Here is a 22,182-nt window from a genome sequence, read left to right on the forward strand (position 1 = left end):
GTTTATTTAGCCACCTATGAATGACCGATGACTAACATGGCTGCTGAAGCAAGCGCTCAGCAAGGTTCGTGTCATAAAATCTGACCTCCAATATTCTATATTGGTACTACTATATAGAGTTTTTTCGCATATTTCAACAATATTCAAAATAATTTTTCTAAAAAAATTTTTCTGTCTATCGTTTTTAGAAAAACAAGCTGCTTTTCATTGGCAGCTTGTTCATCTTTCTCATCATTCTGATGCATTCTTTCTACTTTCTGTCATTTGCTTCCACACAGAGCCTTTTGCTTCTTCTCCATGCTCAATGCGCTCAATCGCCATTTTCACTTGGAGACTGACTTCAAACTCAGGGTCTTGCTCTGCTTCTTTTAATGCTTCAAGTGCCGTTTCGTCCCCTTCTTCATAAAGGAACATAGCTGCACGCCAGCGGACAAGCTTACTCGGGTCCTTTAATGCTGCGATCATGGCTTCGATAGCACTTGGATCACCAAGGTCAGAAATACAGTCGCCAGCCGTTCTGCGGACCGTCACTGTTTTGTCTTCGAGCCCTTTATATAAAATAGGCAGAATGGCAGGATCTTCAATCATGCCAGCATTCACAACAGCTTGTCTGCGAATAGACGTTTTGGGATCCTCCATTGCTTTCATTAAAACAGGTATATCCTTTAGCTCTGGCTGCATTTGCTCTAAATGGGCAAAACGTTTTTTCCAATCTTCCTCTTGCAGCATGTCTTCTGTTACATCATATGCCTTTCGGTTCACCTGTCTATCTACAGCTTCCTGCCCTTCTTTAACCGCCTCTGTTAATCGAGCTAAACGCTCGTCATCATAGGCTGCTTGCAGCTCTTCTGTGACTTCCTGACCGATATCAGCAAATTCTCCAAAACGAACGCCGTGTTCTTTCCACACACGTTCAAACACGACATTGTCTGAGCTGCTTCTAAGCTTTAAAATGGCTGCTTGAAAACGTTCAGGCATGCCAAACCGCTCTTCTCTTTCACCGTCTGACAGTTTGACCTGCATTGGAATCCCATTAAACATTTGGACAAACACTTTCACTTCACCAAATGTGTCATCGCCTGACTGCGATCCTTCCTGAAGACCTTCTGTTTCTTGTCCAAAGGCTTCTCTGACCTGTTGTAAAATTCCCTGCCAGTCAAACTTTGCATTTCGCTCAACCGCTAAGAAATCTGCAACATGATAAACCCCTTTTACACCTTCAATGCTTAAAATACGCTTAATCATTTCTGGCGCTTCGTCTTTTTGATCCTTTTTGTAGTTGTTGCTTTTACCACCGGCAAGTGCTTCTGTCAAAATAACCTTCATGGTATTCGGACTTGGCGTTGGTTCTATTGCTGTTATTTTCATTGATATATCCTCCTTACATACATAAAGACCCTACTCATCTGTAAGGCCGCATTCTTCTTTCCACTTCTTGATAAATAAACTCATCAATTCATGCCGCTCATCAGCAAGCTGCTTTCCTGCATGAGTGTTCATCAAGTCTTTTAATTTGAGCAGTTTTTCTTCCATATGCTTTAGCACAGAGCCCTGCTGCGTGTCCTCTGTATAATGAGGCTCACCTGTTGCGCCAGCATACGTAAACACTCTAGCGATACCGCTTGCTCCTATCGCATCCAGCCTATCCGCATCTTGAACAATGGCCCCTTCTAACGTCATTGGCCTAAACTGCTTATGCCGATGACGAAAAGACATCGTTGTAATAATGTCCATGATATAGCGGACATCCCGCGTGTCCAATTCCCACAAAAGGAGCTGGTTCTCAAGCTGCTTTTCAGTGACCTTCCATTCACTTGACAGCTTTTCATCAATGACATCATGTACAATCGCCGCCATTTCGATGATAAAAAGAGAGCCGCCTTCCTGATTTGCAATACGAACGGCAAGCTGGCGCACACGAGCAACATGAGCCGCATCGTGTCCAGTCGGTTCATTCTTCAGCCTGTCTGAAACAAAGGAGGCAGCTGCCTCCAATTGTTTTCGCTGCATGACTGTCAGCATCTTATTTGTTAAGCAGAGCAATGATTGAGCTTTCTAATTCTTTTGGTGGTGTTTTCGGCGAGAATCGTTCAATAACTTCTCCGTCTTGGTCCACGATAAATTTTGTGAAATTCCATTTCACTGTTTTTGTCCCAAGCACACCTTTCGCTTCACTTGTTAAATGCTTGAACAGCGGGTGCGCCTCTTCGCCATTGACATCTACTTTCGCAAACATAGGGAAGGTCACTCCATAATTCAAAGAACAGAATTCTTGAATGGCTTCTTCTCCTTCTGGCTCTTGGTTCATAAATTGGTTACACGGAAATCCTAAAATTTCAAGGCCCTTTTCATGATATTGATCATATAGCTCTTGTAATTGTTTAAATTGAGGAGTCAGCCCACATTTGCTTGCTGTATTTACAATAATGAGCACTTTTCCTTTATAATCTGCCATCGATTGTTCCTGACCATTAATGGTCTTGACCTGAATATCATAAATTGACATCTCATAGCCTCCTAGGATTCACTTTTTCCTATCGTAACATGCTTCTTTTAGAAAATCGCTTTTTATGCTCCCGTTTAAAAGAGTCCTGTCACACTGCCGTCTTTTAATAAATCCATTTCGAGAGCCGCAGGTTTTTTAGGTAAGCCAGGCATTGTCAAAATGCTTCCGGTTAAGGCTACAATAAACCCTGCTCCTACAGATGGTTTTAACTCTCGAATCGTAATGGTAAAGCCTTTAGGTCTGCCGATTAAAGCTGGATCATCCGAAAGAGAATATTGTGTTTTTGCCATACAAACCGGCAAATGAGCCCAGCCGTTTTCCTCCATGGCAGCCAGCTGCTTTCTTGCTTTAGTTGTGAGCGTGACCCCATCTGCCCCGTAAACCACTTTGGCCACTTTAGATAACTTTTCTTCGATGGAATCGTTCTCTTCATACAAATAGGTAAAGTTGTTCTTTTTCTTTTCAATGAGTGACGCTAGTTCCTCGGCAAGATCTGTCCCGCCTTCGCCCCCTTCTTCCCATACATTCACGGCTTTGACTGGATGGCCATGTTTGCCGCACCAATCTTCTATCACTTGAATCTCTTCTTTTGTATCCGTCATAAACCGGTTTACCGCGACAATATATGGAAGACCAAAAGCTTGCACGGTTTCAATATGCTTTTCTAAATTATGTATACCTTCTAATACGGCGTGTGCATTCTCTTCTTTGAGTTCGGTTTTCTTGATTCCGCCATGCATCTTTAATGCTCTCACTGTCGCCACAATGACAACTGCACCAGGTTTGAAATCACCAGCTCTTGTTTTAATGTGCAGGAACTTTTCTGCTCCAAGATCTGCTCCGAATCCAGCTTCTGTTACGACATAATCAGCTAATTTTGCTGCCATTTTGGTAGCAATTAAACTATTGCATCCATGTGCAATATTAGCAAAAGGACCGCCATGGACAAGGGCTGGGGTTCCTTCAATCGTTTGAACAAGGTTCGGTTTGAGTGCATCTTTTAAAAGTAACGTCAGAACACCTTCATATCCAAGTGCTCCCACAGTGACTGGCTCTCCTTCTTGATTATAGGCAACAACAATAGAAGAAAGACGTTTTTTTAAGTCGTTTAAGTCTTCTGCTAAACAGAGGATCGCCATCATTTCGGAAGCCACTGTAATATCAAATCCGTCTTCTCTAGGATACCCATTTAACTGACCGCCAAGTCCGACAACGACCTGTCTTAATGCACGATCGTTTAAATCAAGCACCCGCTTCCACACAATGCGCCGCGTGTCGATGCCAAGTTCATTTCCGTGATGGATATGGTTATCAATAAATGCAGATAGGGCGTTATGTGCAGATGTAATGGCATGAAAATCTCCTGTGAAATGAAGATTGATTTCTTCCATTGGCAGCACCTGTGAATATCCTCCGCCCGCTGCTCCGCCTTTAATCCCCATTGTAGGACCTAATGATGGCTCACGCATCGCAATGATCGCTTTTTTGCCAATTTTTTCGAAGGCTTGACCAAGGCCGACAGTTACGGTGGATTTCCCCTCACCTGCTGGCGTAGGGTTAATCGAAGTGACAAGAATCACGTGTCCTTCTTTTTGTTTCTTTAAACGGTCAAAAATAGTCAAAGAAATTTTCGCTTTTGTGAAACCATAGCATTCTAATTCTTCGTCATGTATTTGCAGCTTTGCTGCGATGTCTTGAATCGGTCTCAGCTTAGCCTTTTGGGCAATGTCAATATCTGATAAATGCTTTGTGATCATAACAAAACGGCCTCCTTTTTTTACAGAAACAGCATTCTTTTTTGCTCTATTTTTCATTGTAACATAATTGAAACATTGAAATATCGCCAGAAAGTTCCTATAATGAAGTGAAATTAGCTTTGGTTCAGGGGGTGGCGAGTTGCCTATTAACATACCAGTTCATCTGCCGGCAAAACAAATACTAGAGAGCGAAAATATTTTCGTCATGGATGAGACAAGGGCATTCAAGCAAGATATCCGTCCTTTGAATATCGTGATCTTAAATTTAATGCCAAAAAAAATACAAACTGAAACGCAGCTGCTGAGAATGCTCGGAAATTCTCCTTTACAAGTGTACTTTACGTTTTTGATTCCAAGTACACATACACCGAAGAATACGTCGAGAGAGCATCTAGATGAATTTTATACGACCTTTGAATCGATTCGCTATAAAAAATTTGATGGAATGATCATCACTGGCGCACCAATCGAGCACTTACCTTTTGAAGAAGTTTCTTATTGGAAAGAACTGCAGGACATTTTGGACTGGAGTAAAACCAATGTGACGTCTACCCTTCATATTTGCTGGGGTGCACAGGCAGGTTTATATCACCATTACGGGATTGAAAAAATCAAGCTTCCCGAGAAAAAATTTGGCGTATTTGAGCATATTGTGAAAGAGAAAAAAGAAAGATTAGTCAGAGGTTTTGATGAAGTATACTATGTCCCACATTCTAGGCATACAGATATTAATACAGAACAATTAAAAAACACGCCGAATTTGAAAGTCTTGAGTATGTCTGAAGAAGCGGGTGTTTGTTTAATTGTTTCAGATGATGATAAACAAGTATTTTTAACTGGACATCCTGAATATGATACAGATACATTGATGCAGGAATATGAAAGAGATTTATTGAAACATGATACAGTCCAAAAACCTGTCCACTATTTTATAGAAGATGGTGACACATTAATTCCAGTAAATCGCTGGAAAGCCCATGCAACCTTATTGTTTATGAATTGGCTTAATTATTATGTTTATCAAGAAACACCATACGTTTGGGAATAAAATAGACTGTGGTCTGATGATAAATCGTCAAAATGTGTTAAAATACAAATGGCTCTGTCTTCCATTATCAATTGAATCTGTTTGTTTTTTAAAATTAGTTTAATTCTTTCGTAACGAATGATATGCTCTAACTGTTTATATGTTATCTTTATGTATATGTAGACCTATGAGATTAATAGTTTTCGTACGAAGTTTTGTTGTTGTTGATTACATTTGAGGTGAATATTCTTGAATACCAATAAAAAAATATTAATCTTGACCGCAAATTATGGAAATGGACATATGCAGGTAGCAAAAACACTGTATGATGAATGCAAATCCCAAGGGTTTGAACATGTTGTAGTTTCTAATTTGTATCAAGAATCGAATCCCATTGTGTCAGAAGTGACTCAATATTTATACTTGAAGAGCTTTTCCATTGGGAAACAATTTTATCGCTTGTTTTATTACGGTGTAGATAAAATTTACAATAAACGCAAATTTAACATTTATTTAAAAATGGGAAATAAGCGTCTCGATGAATTAATTCAGTTACACAATCCGGACATCATCATTATTACATTCCCAATGATTGTGGTACCAGAATACCGAAACAAAACAGGTAAAGTGATTCCGACTTTTAATGTCATGACAGATTTTTGTCTCCATAAGATTTGGGTACATGAAAACATCGACCGATACTATGTTGCAACCGATTATGTGAAACAAAAATTAGTGGAAATCGGCACACATCCAAGCGATGTCAAGGTGACAGGTATTCCTATTAGACCACAGTTTGAAGCAGACGTGCCAAAATCGATGATCTATAAGAAATATGGATTATCATCAGATAAAAAAGTTCTTCTCATCATGGCCGGTGCTCACGGTGTACTAAAAAATGTGAAGGAATTATGTGAGGCGCTGCTTCTCGACAGTGAAGTACAAATTGTTGTTGTATGCGGAAAGAACGCCGCGCTGAAACAATCGCTTAGCGTTCTTGAACAAGCACACCCAGATCAATTGAAGGCGCTTGGATATGTGGAACAAATTGATGAATTGTTCAGAGTAACAGATTGTATGATTACAAAACCAGGCGGCATTACTTTAACAGAAGCAACTGCAATCGGTGTCCCAGTCATTCTTTACAAGCCTGTCCCTGGACAAGAAAAGGAAAATGCTCTTTTCTTTGAGGATTATGGCGCTGCCATTGTCATTAACAGACATGAAGACATTTTAGAATCTGTGACCAGCTTACTGCAGGATGAAGAAAAATTAGAAACAATGAAACAAAACATGAAAAAACTGCACTTAAAACAATCTTCCCAAACCATTTTGGAAGATATCGTCGAGCAGTCAGATCTCATCATGAATAACAAAACTTATGCTCGCGCATTATCATAAAAAGGTGTCCGTCAATGACGGACACCTTTTCTTCACCCTTGATTTCCATTTGTTGTGTATACTTCTTCAAACGGCTGAACGACAACAAAGCCGCTTCCGGTAAACTTCATTTGAATGGACTCTCCGCTTCCCCTGCCAATAAACGTTTTAAAGGAAACATCTGTCACAAATTCAGTTTTTAAATCCCCTGACCACGCAACAGTCGCATTCGGATCTGTATAAACAGAGTCACCCGGCTGAACAATGAGTGTCAGCGGCTCATAATGACTTGTGATTGCTACTAAGCCTGGCCCTTCTAATTTGACATTAAATAATCCACCTGCAAGCATGCCAGACACTTTTTTCATCAATTTGATATCCCAGCGGACAGATGGTTCAAACGCGAGCAGATCGTTTCCATTCACAAAAATGGATTCTCCTTGAGCCAAACGAAGAATCGAGATTTTTTTACCTTGATCTGCCATATATAATTTCCCATCACCTGTCGCCTTCATTAGTGAGGTGCCTTCTCCTGAGAGCATTTTTTTGAACATTTTTGAGACGCCGTGCTCAAAAACACCTTCACGTTCAAATTTGATTTTCCCTCGATAGGAAACCATGGAACCCGTTTTTGCCCAAATCGTGTCAGTCAAATTAATTTCTAAAAGTCTTGATGTTTCAAGTTCGAAGACACCTTCTCCTTTATCTTCTTGCTGCGTATTCTGAACAAATTCTTCAAGTGTATAACGATTCATGATTGCACCTCTTTCTGTATTTTTTTTATATACGGACAAGCTGCACGTGAGGTTCCGAAAAGAACGTTTTATATTTCACTGTTATTCACCAAAAAAACAAAAAAATCAAACATTCTGCTCAAAATTTGGCTCGCCTGCTTGACGCTTTACTTTTGATGGTGTATAGTGGAACCATCATTTAACAACTGCAAAGTCGTTAGGTGATGAAAATTTTTTTTAGTATGCCAAAAGGTGTGCTACAGTACTAGGAGGAAAAAGCAATATGCAAAACGGTAAAGTAAAATGGTTCAATAATGAAAAAGGTTTCGGCTTCATTGAAGTTGAAGGCGGAGACGATGTATTCGTTCACTTCACAGCTATCGAAGGTGACGGCTACAAGTCTTTAGAAGAAGGACAAGAAGTTTCTTTTGAAATCGTTGAAGGTAATCGTGGACCTCAAGCTGCAAACGTAACAAAACTTTAATCAACTAAATCAATGATGAAACGACAAAATAAAGAGAGGCTTATGCCTCTCTTATTTGATTTTCAGCTGAATTTCAATGGCTAAAATATTTTGTTTCAGTCGTTGTTCAATTTCAGAAATATCTTTTTCGAGAAAAGGTCTTCCCTTCTTTGCTACATCTACTAGCTGCTCTAGATCGCTGTATACCTCTTGAAATGTTCGATGTAATACCGTTTCGAAATCCTTATTATCCATGCCGGCCTTCCCCTTTTCCTCTATTATCCGTCACTTAGTCAAAAAGTAACTCAACCAAAACTTTCTATAGTTATATCGGCTCATTTTTCAGAATATGTTCTTTTTTTACACATTCTATCCGTTTTTTTTCATGAGCGGATGTTTGAGCAGGGAAAACCGGGGCGGCAGCCGCTTACTTTTTAAGCAGCGTCTGTCCGTATTCTTTTATTTTCTCTCCTACTGTGCATTGCTGAATACAAAAGGAGTGGGCGTATTTTTTTCCATATTCTTTTCGAAAGTGCTTCTTAATCAAACAATCTGAACAATACGTGTCTTGGAGATCCGTCAATTCTTGTACTGCTGTTTTTTTATCCACATTATTCAGCTCCGTCTGCTTCTAATTTCAATTTACTTTCAATTGGAACGTCTGCAAGCATCTGCCTTGCAAGCTGATCCGCTTCTGCATTTTGTTTACGATCGATGACTTCATAGGTTGGCGTTAGCCTCAGCTCTTTTAAAGCCTCTTCAATCCGGTCGAGCCATTTGTTATGTATATCATCATAACAAGGCCATTCTCCTTTTAATTGATTCATGACAACAAGTGAATCGCCTCTAATCGTGACAGAATTTCTGCTTGCTCCAAGGTCTTTTAAAGCTTTGACTGCCTCAAATAAAGCCGCATACTCTGCTTCATTATTGGTGATTCCTTTGAAGGGCTGATTTTTTCTCAGACGATAAGCATCTTCTCCGAGCTTATAGTAGACGACAACCCCAAGACCAGAGTCGCCTGTTTCTTTGTGAAAACTTGCATCAAAATAGACCTGAAGCTGATCAGGTTCAAGCTTTAGTTCTTCATTTAGCTTTTCAAGTTCTTTAATAGACCACATCGCCCCTTTTTCATCTTCAAATGATAGGAGGGACTGTGGTTCTTTTTTATCGATATGTTTGGCTAAAATCAAGGCCTCTTCTAGCTCCATCCAATCTTCTTGGAAAAAAGCAATGGACCCAATCGATTTCACTTTCATTGTATAGTGTGCTCTTAATTTCATTGATCACATCGCCTTCCCGTGCTTTTAAGGTAAACATACGTTATGCTATAATCAAAAAGTTACATTTTACAATGAGAAAGGAAGTTCATGTCACTTGTTTAATGAAGGTATTTGGATCTTATTTGCGATCATTAATTTTATCATTGTTCTTCTATTTTATAAAGGATTTGGCAAGATGGGCCTTTTCGTCTGGATTGGCTTTGCGACGGTTGCTGCAAATTTACAAGTGGTCAAAACCGTTGAATTGTTTGGCTTAACAGCAACACTTGGAAACATTTTATACGGCAGTGTATTCTTTGCAACGGACGTATTGAATGAAAAATATGGACAAAATGAAGCGAGAAAAGCTGTCTGGATTGGTTTTGCCACCCTTTTAACACTAACCGTTGTCATGCAGGAGGCTTTACTTTTCCATCCCGCTCCATCTGACATTTCTCAAACATCGCTGGAAACCATATTTGGCTTTATGCCAAGGGTCGCTCTTGGCAGTCTTGCTGCTTATATCATCAGTCAAATGTTAGATGTTTATGTATATTCGTTTATTCGCCGGATATTTCCTTCTGATGGTGCGCTCTGGGTGCGCAACGCTGGAAGTACGATGATCAGCCAGCTGCTTGATACACTGATCTTCACAACGATTGCCTTTCTTGGGACCTATCCATTTCATGTATGGATCGAAATCTTCATCACGACTTATGTGATTAAATTTATCGTCGCCGCGATTGCGACACCATACGCGTATGCAGCGAAAAAAATGGTTCCGCTTGATGAAAGGGTGAAATAAATTGCCAGCTGAAATATACATTGATGGTGCTAGCGCAGGTAATCCGGGTCCTTCTGGCATCGGTATTTTCATTAAATATGATGGAAAGGCAGAATCTTTCTCGATTCCTCTTGGATCAATGAGCAATCACGAAGCAGAATTTTCCGCTCTCATTGAAGGGATGAAAATCTGCGTAGAAAAAGGACTGCGATCCGTTTCGTTTCGAACAGATTCACAGGTAGTTGACCGTGCGGCCAATGCAGGATTTGCTAAAAATCCAGCCTTTCAGCATTTTATAAAAGAGATGATCGAGCTTCAAAGCCAGTTTGATTTATTTTTCATTAAGTGGATTCCAAGCAAGGAAAATCAAGTAGCTGATCAGCTCGCTAGAAAAGCGATTCACCTTTCTAAAGGATGAATCGCTTTTTTTCGGTTATGCTAATGTATGAGGTGATACTGATTGGATAAAGAAAATAAAGGTCGTGTCACAAATGGGACAACCCCTCAAGGTGATGCGCAAACAAAAGATAAGCAGCCACTATCTCAGCTCGAAAATAGAGCGAAGAAAAGCAACACAAAAAGATGAATTTAGAGATCAGCTTAGCTTAGCTGATCTCTATTTTACTTAACCGATTTACCATCGGTTCAATTCCTTTGATTTGATGGTATCGCAGCATGGCAGCAGCCCGTTCTTGATTGATGTTCACCTTCGTCTCATCAATTGGACAGCTCAGCGGGACATCACATTTGATCTCTGCCAATAGACGGGAAAGCTTCAAATCTTCTAATCCTGCTTGCATTTTCTTTTGCTGCGCAGCCGTTAGTTCATGAACATTTTCTAATAATCCGTCAATGGTTTGATATGTTTGAATAAATTTTAATGCTGTTTTTTCTCCGATTCCTTTGACGCCTGGGTAATTGTCACTTGAATCCCCCATAAGTGCTTTCATATCGATCAGCGCCTTTGGAGAGATACCCATTTCCTCTTCAAATAAGGCTTTTGTATAATGTTTATAGTTCCCGATTCCTTTTTGCATTAAAGCAACCGTCACTTGTTCATTCAATATCTGCAGCAAATCTCTGTCCCCAGTTAGGACAGTCACACGTGCTTCATTCTGATAGACTGCCGCCAGCGTGCCGATACAATCATCTGCCTCAAAGCCCTTTATACCAACGTTTACAATTCCTAGTTCTTCTGTCGCTTCTTTTGCTAAATCGAATTGCGGAATGAGCTCGACAGGTGCCTCTCCTCGATTTGCTTTATAATCTTGAAACAATTCATTTCGGTATGTTTGGCTTCCCATATCCCAGCAGCAAACAATATGGGTTGGCTCAAATGTCTGAACAGCGGTTAATAAATGCTTCAAATAGCCATTTACTCCATTCGTCGGGACACCGTGATCATTTATCATAAAATTTCGATGGACAGCCGTTGCATAAAACGATCTGAATAGAAGCGCCATGCCATCAACAAGCAATACGTGTTTATTCATTCTTATAAACTCCCTTTTTCAAAACAATACTCCTATTCTATCATAGAACATAGAATTCGACATAAAAAAGGCGCCTTCTTCTTTTGGAAAAGAAGTGGCACCTGGGGATTACTTTTGACCGTATTGCATTTTTTTCGATTCTGCTTCTGCGTAGGACGGCATCTCTTTTTGTTTAGGGTTACGCTCATCCTGCTTTTTTGCATGCTGCTTTTTTTCCATCATCATTCCCCTTTCTCGGTTCACTTGTTAAGATGACCAAAAAAAGAGAAAGTTACTCTTTACTTCTGTTTTCGTTCGACATACTCCCTGACCATATCAATTGTGACATGCTTACGCAGAGGAACAATTCCGCCTCGTGCAAGCTCATTCATCTTCGAGGTAATCGCATTGATCTCGTCAGTTGTAAATGGTTCGTTTTGCTCACACTTGAAAACAGCAGTCTCTATTGCCTGCTCTCTTTTCTGCTCAAGCGCAAGAAACGACTTGATATGAGCATTCTGTTTTTGTGAATGTGCGGAAATCTCTTCGTGTACGCTCGTCATTTTTTATCAACTGCTTTCTTTTTTATATAGTCTATCATGAATCAAATGGTTTTCAACTGGTTCTTCCATTCATTTGTTTGTTTGTATACTTGTTCTATCATCGCCTGCTCTTTCGCATCTGTCGTCAAGCTCATGATAAATGTTTGTTTTTGTTCACTCAGCTGCTTGAGCGCTTCTGTTTCATATCTTTCAGTAAAGGTCTTCACCATCATATCGTATCTGCTCTGTAGTTCTTCTTTTTCTTTATCTGCCCATTTCGTCGTTAACTGGAAAAGAACATCTCGAATCGCTTCAATAAACGCTGCCTTCCCGTTCTGTTCAAAGAAAGCTTTCGCTGATTTTTGCTTCTTTAAGAGCGGCTCAAACGGCATCAGGTCCGCTTCCACTTCAATTTGTTTCAGCTCTGCATTTTTCTCATCTGGCGGCGACAGCCGGAGAGAAAAGTAAGGATCTTCTGCACACGCAGCCTGTAATCCTTTCTCCCACTCCTCTTTGAAGTATTGAGTGATAAACGATTCCATTCGAATATCAAGCGCTTTTATCTCCTGTACAAATTCAAATTCATAATCCTTTAACGCCTGTTCCAGCGCTTTTTTCAACTCCTGTCTGAAGTCCCCTTGAGATATTCCAGGATAAAAGGCTGTCTTTAACAGATCATTTGCATAAAGTGACAAGCGCTGAACAATGTGGTAAAGCTGTTCGTGCAAATCCTTTTTCACACTTTCTGTCACTAGCTTAGATCGTTTAATATGACTCATTTGATCAACGATCGCTTCATAGGATGTGTTTATCTTTTTCTTTTCTGCTTGCTTTTCATCTTCCGACTGATGCAGCGTCTCATGCAGCTTCTCAACTGTTCTACATAATGTACTAGCTTCAAAATACAGAAGCTCAATCGCATCTTTCGTTAATTCTTCCTCAATAAAATAGTCGAGCTGTGTTCTAAGCTGTGCATACTGGTTATAAGGCGACTGTCCCTTTCCTTCGATCTCTTCCTTACTGGATACGTGATGAAGGTTTGGATGCCGGATGCCTTCTTTTGTGAGCTCGTTTTTCACATAGTCAAAGACGGTTTCAAGCTCTGTTTGATCCTTTGCGAGGTCAGCTGCATTGATAATAAAAAACATTTTATCCATGCTAAATGAATCTTTTACAAGCCCGAGTTTACGTAAAAATGACCGGTCTGCTTTTGAGAAAGAATGCTGGTAGTAAGTTAAATAAAGAAGGGCATCAGCATCCTTCATATATTGAAAGGCAATCTCTGTGTGACGTTTATTCATACTGCTGGCGCCTGGTGTATCAACAATCGTCAGTCCTTTATCTGTTAAAGGTGTGCTTAAATAGACCGTCACTTCCTTCACCACACAAGAAACAGCCTCTTCTGCCACATATGGCTTTAATTCTTGCAGGGTGACATTGAGCGGTGTTTGTTTTTGAATGGAATCACGGAACTTTTCATGAGCGTTTAAAAAATGGTCAACAATGATGCGGTGATCCTGTTCAAGCTCTCTTTTTTTCAGTGTTCGCTCGAGTTTCGCTTGAAACGTATCTCCCTTTTCTTCTGTTATAGAATAACCGAGAATTTGATCGAGCTCCTCTAATATTTCCTGCTCGGTTTTGAACACTACTTTCACACTTTCATGCGGATGGTCTTCTGTCGGCCGCGTCAGCTTATTGATCGTGGCCGTCGTTGGTGTAGGAGATGATGGCAGCACCTTTCTCCCAACAAGGGCGTTGGCAAACGAAGATTTCCCCGAACTAAAAGCACCGAATAAGGCGAGTGTAAATTCCTTCGCTTGCAGCCGCTTTGTTCGTTTTTCAAAGGACTTTCTTTGAGACCCAAGCGCGTTTAATGGCATTAAAATTTGAGAAAGCTGCTCAAACTGGTCAATCGACTGCGCTGTCGGGATATGCTGTGATTGTCGCATTTGATCAAGCTTTATCTGCTGCTGATTTTCTTTTTCGCTTTCTTCCGTATGAGTTGATGTTTGATTCTGATTTAGCTCGTCATGCTGCATCCGATGTTTTTTCACATAAAACCAATCTTCTTCGATCTGCTCATTTGTTCCGTTTTGCCATATATCCCAGACATGCTCAATATCTTTTCTGATTTGATCATTTTTTCCCATGCATTGCTCCAGCGCTTGGAGCTCCTGTGCTGCCTGGGCCCATTTATCTTGCTGCTTTCCCTTTTCATTCAGGAGCTGGGTTTTCAGCATCTCGGTCATTTGTTCAATCAATGGTATTGCTTTCTGTTTCGTCTGTCTTTTCAGTGCTTCACCAGCATCTTTTGCATATTGCAAAACATATTCATTTGAAAATGTCGCACCGTGATGGATCACGTTTTCAAGCAGTGATTCTTCTACAGGCGTTTCAAACGCCATCACTTGATTTAATAATTCTTCACCAAGCTGATGCTTCTTGACTTCTTTTTTGAGCAGCTCAGCAATATGCCAGTCTACTTCTGCTTTCATTCTTGCTTTGACATCTGCTAAGAACTCATTCGCCCGCTTTTCTTTTTCCTGCTCGGTTTTATTTTTAGCGAACAGCAGACCTACCTTAAAGCCAGGTGCTTTCGATTCAATATAATCACTTGCGAGCTCTCTCATTTTAAATGGGGTTAGATTTGCATTTTTTAAAATGTTCTCGACTTCAGAAGACACTTCATCTGCTAACTGTTTTGCTCCATTTTCAATGAAGCTGCTTCTCGCTTCAAGTTCCTTCACTTCTTTTCTTTTTTCTTGAAGCTGTAAATCAAGATCCTCTTCCTGCAGCTCTTCTTTTAATGAGTCAATATGTTCTTTTAAAACATGCTCTATTTTCTGCTCGGTATAGGCGCGAAGCGATGCTTTCGGCAATGTTTGTAATTCTTGCAGTTTCTCAATCAAACGAATCATTTCGTTTCTTGGATGCGACTCATCAGTCACAGATGTAAAGTATAGATGTTCTTCTTCAATGCCTTCTTTTTGAAGCATATCAACTACTTGATTTTTGTAGTCTTCAAACGCTGTCTCATGTTCATCATGTCGATCGACTTGATTGACGATGAAATAAAGATTTGGCACTTTCTCTTTAATGGAGCGAATGAAACGAATGTTTTCCTCCGAATGAACATGGTTGTAATGAAGGACATAAAAAAGAGCATCTGCTTGGTGAAGAATAGACGCAGCAGATAAAAAGTGAGCATGATCCGTTGAATCAATTCCGGGCGTATCAATCACTGCCACCTTTTCTTCCAGTCCTCTATAGTCCCCGCTAATTTCCACCATTTCAATCTGTTCTCCATCCTTACAAAAACGCTGAACTGCTTCTTTATCATAAGAACCGCTCATTTTTGCAAAACGGCCATCTGAGGTGTGAAGCTTCACTTCACTCTCCCCTTTCCTCACGACGACCAAGTTTGCACTTGTTGGAATTGGACTCGTTGGCAGGATGTGATCATGAAGCAGATGATTCACAAGTGATGACTTTCCAGCTGAATAGTGGCCGGTAAATGCGATATACACTTCTTCTTCTGCTTCCTTTTTGATAATCGATGCAAGTTTGACTGCGCGTTCATGATCATCCCTTTTGAGAAGGCTTTGATATAAAGCACCTGTAGTTTGAACGATCGAATCTCGAATAGACAAGTCTTTCATGACGATAAACCCCTTTGTTTTTAGAAAAGTCAGTTATGTATGTGATACCATTTTACACAAAATGAAGAGATTTTTCTTCTGATCTAAGGAAATAAAAAAATCTGCTGCCCGATCAGTCGCAATTGACTGCGATCAGGAAGCAGATTTTTTAGAAACACCTTTTAATACGAAGCCAATTAATAGGCTGTATACACAGACCGTACCGAGTAAGAAAACCATTGTCATGTGATCACCGTCCATCCTTCGTGATTGAGAATGCTTTTCATTAATGAAAGTGTATCACAATTGATAATGATTTTCAATATTAATTTAACAAATACTGATTGAGCGCTTTCTCTTCTGTTTGAATTCTCACAGCCATCATCCATGCATTTAAACATGTGAACAAAATGGCGGTAAAATAGGCATTAAACAATAGCGGAATCAGCATAAGCTCAATCGCCACCACGACATAGTTAGGATGCTTTAACCAGCGATAAGGTCCTTTTTTCACCATCATCGCATTTGGTACAACTAAAATCTTTGTATTCCAATATGTCCCAAGAGAACATAATGCCCAGTATCGAATCACCTGTGTGGCCAGCAGGAAAATGAGCAGCACAATAAAATAGCGTGACGGCGTCCTGTTTAACCCCCATACCTCAACCATGAGTGAGAGAAAAAAGCCCGCATGCATAGCGACCATATAAGGATAATGACTTGCACCAAATTCAATGGCACCGATCGCTTTTACTTTCTTTTCATTTCTTTTAGCCACAAGCATTTCAATAAGCCGCTGACAAACGAAGAAACCAATGACGAGCCAAATGATTATGATAAGACCTCCTCCCATTTCATCATCAGCAGCTCTGAGGAAAAGCCCGGACCAAGCGCTCCGCAAAGACCCATATCTCCCGCTTCAGCAGATTGGTGTTCAAGATAATGTTTGATCACATACATAACTGTGGCAGAAGACATATTCCCGTGTTGTTTAAGTACCTCTTTTGATGAAAAAAGTTGATCCTCTTGTAAGGATAGACTTTCAATATAGGCGTCAATCACTTTTTTTCCTCCAGGATGAGCAAGAAAAACTGATATATCTTCTGCCGAATACCCTTGCTGCTCTAAAAATTGATCAACCTGCTCTTTTAACCAGCCGGAAATAATGGAAGGAATGTCACGGGAGAAAATAACCCGAAAGCCGTCACTTGTAAATTCCCAGCCCATCACATCCTCAGACTCTTTCATTGTGACGGATTGTGTACCAATCACTTTAGGGACTGTTTTTAGATGGGTATATTCTGATACACCTTTTTCTCCAGTTAAGAGTACCGCTGCTGTCCCGTCTCCGAACAAAGATGTCCCGATTAAATTGCTTTTTGATTGATCTTGCGGCTGGAAAGTTAAACTGCACAGTTCACAGGCGACAACCAGCACCTTTGCTTCTGGAAATGCCCTTATGTATTCGTAAGCCCGGGACAACCCTGCCGCTCCGCCTCCGCACCCTAATCCCCAGATCGGTACTCGTTTCGTATAAGGCGAAAAAGGAAGAACATTCATCAGTTTTGCATCAAGACTTGGTGTCGAAAGTCCGGTGCTTGAAATAAAAAACAATGCATCGATCTCTTCAAACGGAATCGGTTTTTTCAGGAACGCCTTCTCATGAAGACAGTGTATGACCGCTTCTTTTGCATGAGCCAATGCTTTTTCCAAATAGAGATTGTTTTTCTCCTCAAAAGAGTGGTGCGTCTGATACCATTCAATTGGCTGCACAAACTGTCTGCTCTCGATTTCTCCGTTTTGAAAAGCTCTCAGCAGCCGGTCGATATCTTTAAACGATCGTTTAAATTGGGATCTAGCAAAATCAGCCGCCTTTTTCTGATCCACATGATGTTTTGGCAGACTCGTTCCAACAGAAAGAATGTATGCCATCGGCTTCACCTCTTTTTTCGATTAATATCCCCTATCGAAAAAAGGATATACATGCCAAAACGTCACAATTCAGTCAAAATATTTTCCTCCGGCTAACTTTTTGTCTTGACGACAATTGATAAATATTGGATAATATAGGTGAAAACATGATGTAGTTTTCCTCCTTCACAGGTTCGTTCTAAGCCAAGCGAACCTGCTTTTTTTATGCATACTGTACAAGAATTATGTTGATTTAATGAAAAAAGAAAAGGACTCCGTTAATTGGGAGTCCCACTATGAATGACCTCTCTTACGTACACCTAAAGCGCAAAGCTTCGCCTAAATCTTTTCAAGGATTGACTTAATAAAATCAGTTTTTTCATCTGCGTATTTGTGTTTGTCATTTTCATGTAAACTTGACAATTTGAGTTTAAGCTGTTGGTATTCACTTCTAGCTTGCTCGTTATTGCTCAAGTAATCTCTGAAATTTAACTGTTCAAGTAAAAACTTATTGTCTCTTTGGTACATATGGATTTGATGTGTTCTTGGTTCTCCTTTATTAAAGTAGTGTCTTTCAGGTAATACATTTGTTCCTTTATATGAGTAACCGAGTCCTTCCAAAGCTACTACACATTTTTCTCCATCAAAAAAATGATCTATTTCAATTGCAATATCAATAATTGGCTTAGCACTTAAACCTTTTACTGCTGTACTTCCAATATGGTGTACATTGATTATGTATTGACCAATATCACCTATTATCTTGCGCTTTTCTCTTTCAAATTCTTTTGTCCACTCAATAGACCAAGGGACTAAAAAGACTTCCCCTCTTGGTAATCCAAGCATTTGCTTATCCCACCTTTTTAATTTCAACGTCCATTTGGAAAATTTTAATAAACCAAATTTATCATAGGTCTCATTTGTAGAGAGCAGACAGATTTCAATAATAATCCTATTCGTTTAGATCTATTTCCTGGTTGATGTCATTCAATACGATTCTTAACAATTCACTCTCATCTTATTTTATATCTAAAGAAATGAGTTTTCACGTTCACCTTTTACATAGTAGCCAATCACTGATTCAGTTGTACTGACTTTGATTTCTTTTGTTTCTTCTTTATTTTGTAGGGGTAAGAGCTTTTCTCTATGTATTTCGCGATTGATAGCCTCTATCTCCAATATCCACATGAGCATCCTTTTTTCAATGAAATCGTCATTTTACAACACACGGAATCTCCCTTCACTTCGCATTAATGGTTAAAACTGTTGCTATCTTAGCGTATAAATATCAACGTTTCGATCATTATTCAGAATTATTTCATTTAAACATGAATGGGTCACCTTTTATTCTGATCAACACAAAGAAATAACCATAAAATGCTAATTTATTTGATTATTATATATGAAAAGGTGTTTTTTTCCTGTATACTTAATCAATATGAACACCATGAAAAACAGTGAAAAAAGACAGAATCTACTACATGATTCGGCACAAAATTTAATTGACTGGAGTGATTGTAATGAAAAAGGTGTCCAAAAAACAGACACCCTACAACACGATACTTCTCTCGAAGATAATTGGTTTAGTGCTTCTTACACTGTTTCTCTTTTTTATCTGGGATATGTCTAAACCCCATTTGCAGGCGACAAATGGGCAAGCAAAAAATGTTGCTAGCAGTGACCTCCGTGACACAAGCATCAGTCTGAAAGCAAAAGATCAGTCTACAAGAACATTGGATACACATTTTAAGACCAATCCAAACCAACAGGCAACGAATAAAACGGTCTTTTTAACATTTGATGATGGTCCTTCTGCTACATCAAATCAGCTGTTAAATGTATTAAAAGCACATCACGTGAAGGCAACATTCTTCATGCTTGGACCGCAAATCCAAGCACACCAATCAGCTGTGAAAAGACTTTATCAAGAAGGACATCAATTAGGTCTTCATGGCATGACGCATGATATAAACCTCTTTTATCAGAACAGCGAGTCTCCCGCAAATGAAATGAGAGAAGCTCAGCGTATTCTTGCCTCTGTTACAGGCGTCTACAGCCGTCTTGTAAGAACCCCCTATGGCAGTGTTCCAAATTTAACATATCATCAAAAAGTACGTTTAATCCAAAATGGCTTTATTTACTGGGATTGGACGATTGATAGCCTTGACTGGAGATATAAAAACTCACAATATGTTCCAGAGGTGTTGAATCAACTGCAAATGTTTGAGATAAATAAACCATGGGAACCAAAAGTGATTTTAATGCATGATCAACCCTCTACCACAAACTATTTAGATAGCCTGATTACACAACTAAAAGCAAGGGGCTATACATTTGCAGTCATTAACGAAACAATGCCACCGGTACAACATTAATAGCACTAATCACAAAAAGCCCGTATCCAAAAGATGCGGGCTTTCAGCCTGTAGACAAACCCTCACACGCTCCTTCCTAGGATTCTAGAACTTCAAAGGTTTTTTATCAAGCTAAAAAGAAGACAAAGAGCTAAAATAAGTCATTTTAGCTCTTTGTCCATAATCTGAACCCCTCTCCAAGAGAGGGGTTTACATAACAGATTGCTTAGGTTCTTCTACCAGGTCATGCCCGGCTTCTTTTTTAAATGGAATCATGTGATAAATAATATGAAGCAAAATAGCGGTAAAGCTTCCGGCCACAATTCCATTACTTGTTAATAATTTAATCGAATCTGGCAGATGCTCAAACATTTGCGGTACGACAGTAACTCCTAAGCCGATTCCCACGGAGCAAGCAACGATCAGCAAGTTCTCCTGCTTTGCAAAGTCCACGCGCGAGAGCATTTTAATACCGTATGCAATGACCATGCCAAACATGGCAACCATTGCACCGCCAAGGACTGACTTTGGAATAATCGTCGTAAAGGCAGCGATCTTAGGAAAAAGACCAAATAACATGAGCAATGCTCCTGTTACAACAATGACTTGGTTTTTCTTGACGCCTGTTAACTGGATCAATCCAACGTTTTGCGAGTAGGCTGTGTACGGAAAAGCATTAAAGATTCCGCCTAATAACACAGCAATCCCCTCTGCCCGATAGCCTTTGGCCAAATCCTTCTCTTTTAATGACCGGTTTGTTAAATCACCTAATGCGAAATAAACGCCTGTTGATTCAACTAATGACACAATCGCAACTAACGTCATGGTCATGATCGGTGCAAATTCAAAGGTCGGCATCCCAAAATAAAATGGCTCAATCATACGGAAAACCTGAGCGTTTGCCACCTCAGCTGTTTCCACTTTCTCCATAAACGCAGCAACTGCTGTCCCAAGAAGAATACCGATTAAAATGGCGATCGCCTTCATAAATCCTTTCGTGAATCGATAGAGCAGTACAATGATAAACAGTACAAGGAAAGCGAGTCCTAGATTTTCAAAAGAACCATAGTCTGCACTTCCTTCTCCTCCTGCCATATTGTTCATCGCTACAGGAATGAGGGTGATACCAATAATGGTGACGACAGAACCTGTGACAACAGGCGGGAAAAATTTCACAAGCTTCCCAAAGAAAAAAGAAAGAAGAATGACAATACATCCAGAAGCGATAATACTTCCATAGATAGACGAAATTCCATACTTAGAGCCAATCGCAATCATCGGCGAAACCGCAGTAAATGTACAGCCTAATACAACAGGCAGACCGATCCCAAAGAAGCGGTTTTTCCATACTTGAAGCAATGTGGCAGCCCCGCACATAAAAATATCCGCAGAGATTAAGTAAGTCAGCTGTGCAGGCGTGAGCCCGAGCGCATCTCCAACAATGAGCGGTACAAGAACAGCACCTGCATACATTGCCAGTACATGCTGAATACCCAGTGAGAGCGTTTTGACTTTTTTAGCGGCACTCATGATTGTACCTCCCGTACAAACGTGACTTTCCCTTCCTCAAGTGATTCAATACGTGCGAGAGACTCAACGCGGTAGCCCATTTGCACAAGCGCATTTCTTCCAGGCTGGAATGATTTTTCAATGACAATGCCAAATCCGGCTACTTTCGCCTTCGCCTGCTTTGCAATCGCAGCAAGCCCTTTCGCAGCTTCACCATTCGCTAAAAAGTCATCGATGATTAACACACAATCATTTTCACTCAGATGCGTATTTGAGACAGCAATCGTGCTTTCTACTTTTTTTGTAAAAGAGTACACACTGGCTGTTAATAGGTTATCCGTTAATGTGAGTGATTGACGTTTTCTTGCAAACACAACAGGTACTTGAAGAGCAAGCCCAGCCATCACAGCAGGTGCGATGCCAGAAGATTCAATTGTGATGATTTTTGTAATGCCATCCTGCTTAAATAATCTAGCAAACTCTTGCCCGATCTCATGCATTAACACAGGATCAATTTGATGATTTAAAAAAGCATCTACCTTTAACACTTGATTTGACAGAACGATTCCTTCGTTCTCAATTTTTTGACGTAACAATTCCATCATTCTTCCCCCTAGCATATTGGCAAACATTCAATTTTTGGCATAAAAAAAGCATTGCTGTCCATGAGGAGCAAGCAATGCGAAAACGATCAACGGATCTTCAGCTCAAACAAGAGCTGTTTCATTTTGCTCACTCATAGTCGGACCTTATCGGTGTCCGGTAGAAACTTGCGTGCCATCATCACGCGATTATATGAGTGTTATAGTGTTCAAATTATAACAAGATTTCAGACGCTTGGAA

24 protein-coding genes and 1 riboswitch are annotated in these 22,182 nt (G+C 40.0%); of the genes, 7 read left to right on the top strand and 17 right to left on the bottom strand.

Annotated features, from left to right (window positions below; genetic code table 11):
• Positions 1-231 precede the first annotated feature (231 nt).
• From AWT60_RS11470 to AWT60_RS11485, 4 genes are all read right to left on the bottom strand, one after another.
• The gene (locus AWT60_RS11470; RefSeq protein ID WP_034280519.1) at positions 232-1,368 is read right to left on the bottom strand and encodes a conserved virulence factor C family protein; all 1,137 of its coding nucleotides are present in this window, start codon (positions 1,366-1,368) and stop codon (positions 232-234) included.
• 30 nt (positions 1,369-1,398) lie between these two features.
• The gene (locus tag AWT60_RS11475; protein ID WP_256928479.1) at positions 1,399-2,010 is read right to left on the bottom strand and encodes an HD domain-containing protein; all 612 of its coding nucleotides are present in this window, start codon (positions 2,008-2,010) and stop codon (positions 1,399-1,401) included.
• A 13-nt stretch (positions 2,011-2,023) separates the two neighbouring features.
• Positions 2,024-2,506: a glutathione peroxidase gene (locus AWT60_RS11480; protein ID WP_041109551.1), complete on the bottom strand. Its 483-nt coding sequence runs from the start codon at positions 2,504-2,506 to the stop codon at positions 2,024-2,026.
• Between the two features lie 74 nt (positions 2,507-2,580).
• Positions 2,581-4,263 (bottom strand): formate--tetrahydrofolate ligase, encoded by a 1,683-nt coding sequence (locus tag AWT60_RS11485; RefSeq protein ID WP_218677284.1) that lies wholly within the window; start codon positions 4,261-4,263, stop codon positions 2,581-2,583.
• 139 nt (positions 4,264-4,402) lie between these two features.
• On the opposite strand from AWT60_RS11485, the gene metA reads away from it, so the two are divergent.
• Together metA and AWT60_RS11495 are read left to right on the top strand one after the other, a co-directional pair.
• On the top strand, positions 4,403-5,311 hold the full coding sequence (gene metA, locus AWT60_RS11490; RefSeq protein WP_218677285.1) for a homoserine O-acetyltransferase MetA: 909 nt from the start codon (positions 4,403-4,405) through the stop codon (positions 5,309-5,311).
• 228 nt (positions 5,312-5,539) lie between these two features.
• Complete coding sequence (locus AWT60_RS11495) at positions 5,540-6,691, top strand: diglucosyl diacylglycerol synthase (protein ID WP_041109555.1); 1,152 nt, start codon at positions 5,540-5,542, stop codon at positions 6,689-6,691.
• Between the two features lie 32 nt (positions 6,692-6,723).
• Here the strand turns inward: AWT60_RS11495 and AWT60_RS11500 are convergent, their stop codons facing one another.
• Positions 6,724-7,425, bottom strand: a complete 702-nt coding sequence (locus AWT60_RS11500) for an AIM24 family protein (protein ID WP_218677286.1) — start codon at positions 7,423-7,425, stop codon at positions 6,724-6,726.
• A gap of 262 nt (positions 7,426-7,687) precedes the next feature.
• Here AWT60_RS11500 and cspD point away from each other — a divergent pair, with 262 nt between their 5' ends.
• Entirely contained in the window at positions 7,688-7,888 is a 201-nt protein-coding gene (gene cspD, locus AWT60_RS11505) for a cold-shock protein CspD (RefSeq protein ID WP_024422747.1), read from the top strand.
• Between the two features lie 51 nt (positions 7,889-7,939).
• On the opposite strand, the gene AWT60_RS11510 is transcribed toward cspD, so the two are convergent.
• From AWT60_RS11510 to AWT60_RS11520, 3 genes are all read right to left on the bottom strand, one after another.
• Positions 7,940-8,122, bottom strand: a complete 183-nt coding sequence (locus AWT60_RS11510; protein ID WP_008346368.1) for a hypothetical protein — start codon at positions 8,120-8,122, stop codon at positions 7,940-7,942.
• Positions 8,123-8,294: 172 nt separating this feature from the next.
• Positions 8,295-8,477 (bottom strand): zinc-finger domain-containing protein, encoded by a 183-nt coding sequence (locus AWT60_RS11515; protein WP_024422748.1) that lies wholly within the window; start codon positions 8,475-8,477, stop codon positions 8,295-8,297.
• Position 8,478: 1 nt separating this feature from the next.
• Positions 8,479-9,150, bottom strand: a complete 672-nt coding sequence (locus AWT60_RS11520; RefSeq protein ID WP_041109557.1) for a ribonuclease H family protein — start codon at positions 9,148-9,150, stop codon at positions 8,479-8,481.
• Positions 9,151-9,244: 94 nt separating this feature from the next.
• Between AWT60_RS11520 and AWT60_RS11525 the strand changes: the two genes are divergently transcribed.
• Genes AWT60_RS11525 through AWT60_RS11535 form a run of 3 tightly spaced genes read left to right on the top strand, consistent with a single transcriptional unit; the run spans position 9,245 to position 10,499 of the window.
• Positions 9,245-9,934 (top strand): queuosine precursor transporter, encoded by a 690-nt coding sequence (locus AWT60_RS11525; RefSeq protein ID WP_024422750.1) that lies wholly within the window; start codon positions 9,245-9,247, stop codon positions 9,932-9,934.
• Between the two features lies 1 nt (position 9,935).
• The gene (locus AWT60_RS11530) at positions 9,936-10,331 is read left to right on the top strand and encodes a reverse transcriptase-like protein (protein WP_041109559.1); all 396 of its coding nucleotides are present in this window, start codon (positions 9,936-9,938) and stop codon (positions 10,329-10,331) included.
• 42 nt (positions 10,332-10,373) lie between these two features.
• Positions 10,374-10,499: a hypothetical protein gene (locus AWT60_RS11535; RefSeq protein WP_003215584.1), complete on the top strand. Its 126-nt coding sequence runs from the start codon at positions 10,374-10,376 to the stop codon at positions 10,497-10,499.
• Positions 10,500-10,518: 19 nt separating this feature from the next.
• Here the strand turns inward: AWT60_RS11535 and AWT60_RS11540 are convergent, their stop codons facing one another.
• From AWT60_RS11540 to AWT60_RS11570, 7 genes are all read right to left on the bottom strand, one after another.
• Positions 10,519-11,406 carry a 5'-3' exonuclease gene (locus AWT60_RS11540; RefSeq protein WP_024428128.1) on the bottom strand — a complete coding sequence of 296 codons (888 nt, stop codon included), beginning with the start codon at positions 11,404-11,406 and terminating at the stop codon, positions 10,519-10,521.
• Positions 11,407-11,684: 278 nt separating this feature from the next.
• Entirely contained in the window at positions 11,685-11,948 is a 264-nt protein-coding gene (locus tag AWT60_RS11545) for a YpbS family protein (RefSeq protein WP_041109561.1), read from the bottom strand.
• A 41-nt stretch (positions 11,949-11,989) separates the two neighbouring features.
• Positions 11,990-15,586, bottom strand: a complete 3,597-nt coding sequence (dynA, locus tag AWT60_RS11550; RefSeq protein WP_218677287.1) for a dynamin GTPase — start codon at positions 15,584-15,586, stop codon at positions 11,990-11,992.
• A gap of 132 nt (positions 15,587-15,718) precedes the next feature.
• Entirely contained in the window at positions 15,719-15,826 is a 108-nt protein-coding gene (gene fbpC, locus AWT60_RS11555) for a Fur-regulated basic protein FbpC (protein ID WP_306299200.1), read from the bottom strand.
• Between the two features lie 64 nt (positions 15,827-15,890).
• A complete protein-coding gene (locus AWT60_RS11560) occupies positions 15,891-16,400 on the bottom strand; it encodes an isoprenylcysteine carboxyl methyltransferase family protein (protein ID WP_076841088.1) in 510 nt (169 codons plus the stop codon).
• Positions 16,397-17,497 carry a type III polyketide synthase gene (locus AWT60_RS11565; RefSeq protein ID WP_041109565.1) on the bottom strand — a complete coding sequence of 367 codons (1,101 nt, stop codon included), beginning with the start codon at positions 17,495-17,497 and terminating at the stop codon, positions 16,397-16,399. Before AWT60_RS11565 ends, AWT60_RS11560 begins: the two co-directional genes overlap by 4 nt.
• A 318-nt stretch (positions 17,498-17,815) precedes the next feature.
• On the bottom strand, positions 17,816-18,322 hold the full coding sequence (locus AWT60_RS11570; protein WP_041109567.1) for a GrpB family protein: 507 nt from the start codon (positions 18,320-18,322) through the stop codon (positions 17,816-17,818).
• 674 nt (positions 18,323-18,996) lie between these two features.
• Between AWT60_RS11570 and AWT60_RS11575 the strand changes: the two genes are divergently transcribed.
• The gene (locus AWT60_RS11575) at positions 18,997-19,851 is read left to right on the top strand and encodes a polysaccharide deacetylase family protein (protein WP_041109569.1); all 855 of its coding nucleotides are present in this window, start codon (positions 18,997-18,999) and stop codon (positions 19,849-19,851) included.
• Positions 19,852-20,040: 189 nt separating this feature from the next.
• Here the strand turns inward: AWT60_RS11575 and pbuX are convergent, their stop codons facing one another.
• Both pbuX and xpt read right to left on the bottom strand, forming a co-directional pair.
• Complete coding sequence (gene pbuX / locus AWT60_RS11580) at positions 20,041-21,360, bottom strand: xanthine permease PbuX (protein WP_218677288.1); 1,320 nt, start codon at positions 21,358-21,360, stop codon at positions 20,041-20,043.
• Positions 21,357-21,941 (bottom strand): xanthine phosphoribosyltransferase, encoded by a 585-nt coding sequence (gene xpt / locus AWT60_RS11585; RefSeq protein ID WP_041109573.1) that lies wholly within the window; start codon positions 21,939-21,941, stop codon positions 21,357-21,359. Before xpt ends, pbuX begins: the two co-directional genes overlap by 4 nt.
• 117 nt (positions 21,942-22,058) lie before the next feature.
• Positions 22,059-22,158: riboswitch (purine riboswitch) on the bottom strand.
• Between the last annotated feature and the right edge of the window lie 24 nt (positions 22,159-22,182).

The sequence above is a fragment of the Bacillus sp. F2HM genome (genome assembly GCF_019266135.1).
GTDB classification, from domain to species: domain Bacteria; phylum Bacillota; class Bacilli; order Bacillales; family Bacillaceae; genus Bacillus; species Bacillus safensis.

What these genes read in the sequence shown, in the direction of transcription:
- AWT60_RS11575 (WP_041109569.1), top strand. Translation starts at nt 18,997, where the DNA reads ATGAAAAAGGTGTCCAAAAAACAGACACCCTACAACACGATACTTCTC.
- cspD (WP_024422747.1), top strand. Translation starts at nt 7,688, where the DNA reads ATGCAAAACGGTAAAGTAAAATGGTTCAATAATGAAAAAGGTTTCGGC.
- xpt (WP_041109573.1), bottom strand. Translation starts at nt 21,941, where the DNA reads ATGGAATTGTTACGTCAAAAAATTGAGAACGAAGGAATCGTTCTGTCA.
- AWT60_RS11570 (WP_041109567.1), bottom strand. Translation starts at nt 18,322, where the DNA reads ATGCTTGGATTACCAAGAGGGGAAGTCTTTTTAGTCCCTTGGTCTATT.
- AWT60_RS11500 (WP_218677286.1), bottom strand. Translation starts at nt 7,425, where the DNA reads ATGAATCGTTATACACTTGAAGAATTTGTTCAGAATACGCAGCAAGAA.
- AWT60_RS11470 (WP_034280519.1), bottom strand. Translation starts at nt 1,368, where the DNA reads ATGAAAATAACAGCAATAGAACCAACGCCAAGTCCGAATACCATGAAG.
- fbpC (WP_306299200.1), bottom strand. Translation starts at nt 15,826, where the DNA reads ATGGACGGTGATCACATGACAATGGTTTTCTTACTCGGTACGGTCTGT.
- AWT60_RS11510 (WP_008346368.1), bottom strand. Translation starts at nt 8,122, where the DNA reads ATGGATAATAAGGATTTCGAAACGGTATTACATCGAACATTTCAAGAG.
- dynA (WP_218677287.1), bottom strand. Translation starts at nt 15,586, where the DNA reads ATGAAAGACTTGTCTATTCGAGATTCGATCGTTCAAACTACAGGTGCT.
- AWT60_RS11475 (WP_256928479.1), bottom strand. Translation starts at nt 2,010, where the DNA reads ATGCAGCGAAAACAATTGGAGGCAGCTGCCTCCTTTGTTTCAGACAGG.
- AWT60_RS11540 (WP_024428128.1), bottom strand. Translation starts at nt 11,406, where the DNA reads ATGAATAAACACGTATTGCTTGTTGATGGCATGGCGCTTCTATTCAGA.
- pbuX (WP_218677288.1), bottom strand. Translation starts at nt 21,360, where the DNA reads ATGAGTGCCGCTAAAAAAGTCAAAACGCTCTCACTGGGTATTCAGCAT.
- AWT60_RS11565 (WP_041109565.1), bottom strand. Translation starts at nt 17,497, where the DNA reads ATGGCATACATTCTTTCTGTTGGAACGAGTCTGCCAAAACATCATGTG.
- AWT60_RS11485 (WP_218677284.1), bottom strand. Translation starts at nt 4,263, where the DNA reads ATGATCACAAAGCATTTATCAGATATTGACATTGCCCAAAAGGCTAAG.
- AWT60_RS11480 (WP_041109551.1), bottom strand. Translation starts at nt 2,506, where the DNA reads ATGTCAATTTATGATATTCAGGTCAAGACCATTAATGGTCAGGAACAA.
- AWT60_RS11520 (WP_041109557.1), bottom strand. Translation starts at nt 9,150, where the DNA reads ATGAAATTAAGAGCACACTATACAATGAAAGTGAAATCGATTGGGTCC.
- AWT60_RS11545 (WP_041109561.1), bottom strand. Translation starts at nt 11,948, where the DNA reads ATGACGAGCGTACACGAAGAGATTTCCGCACATTCACAAAAACAGAAT.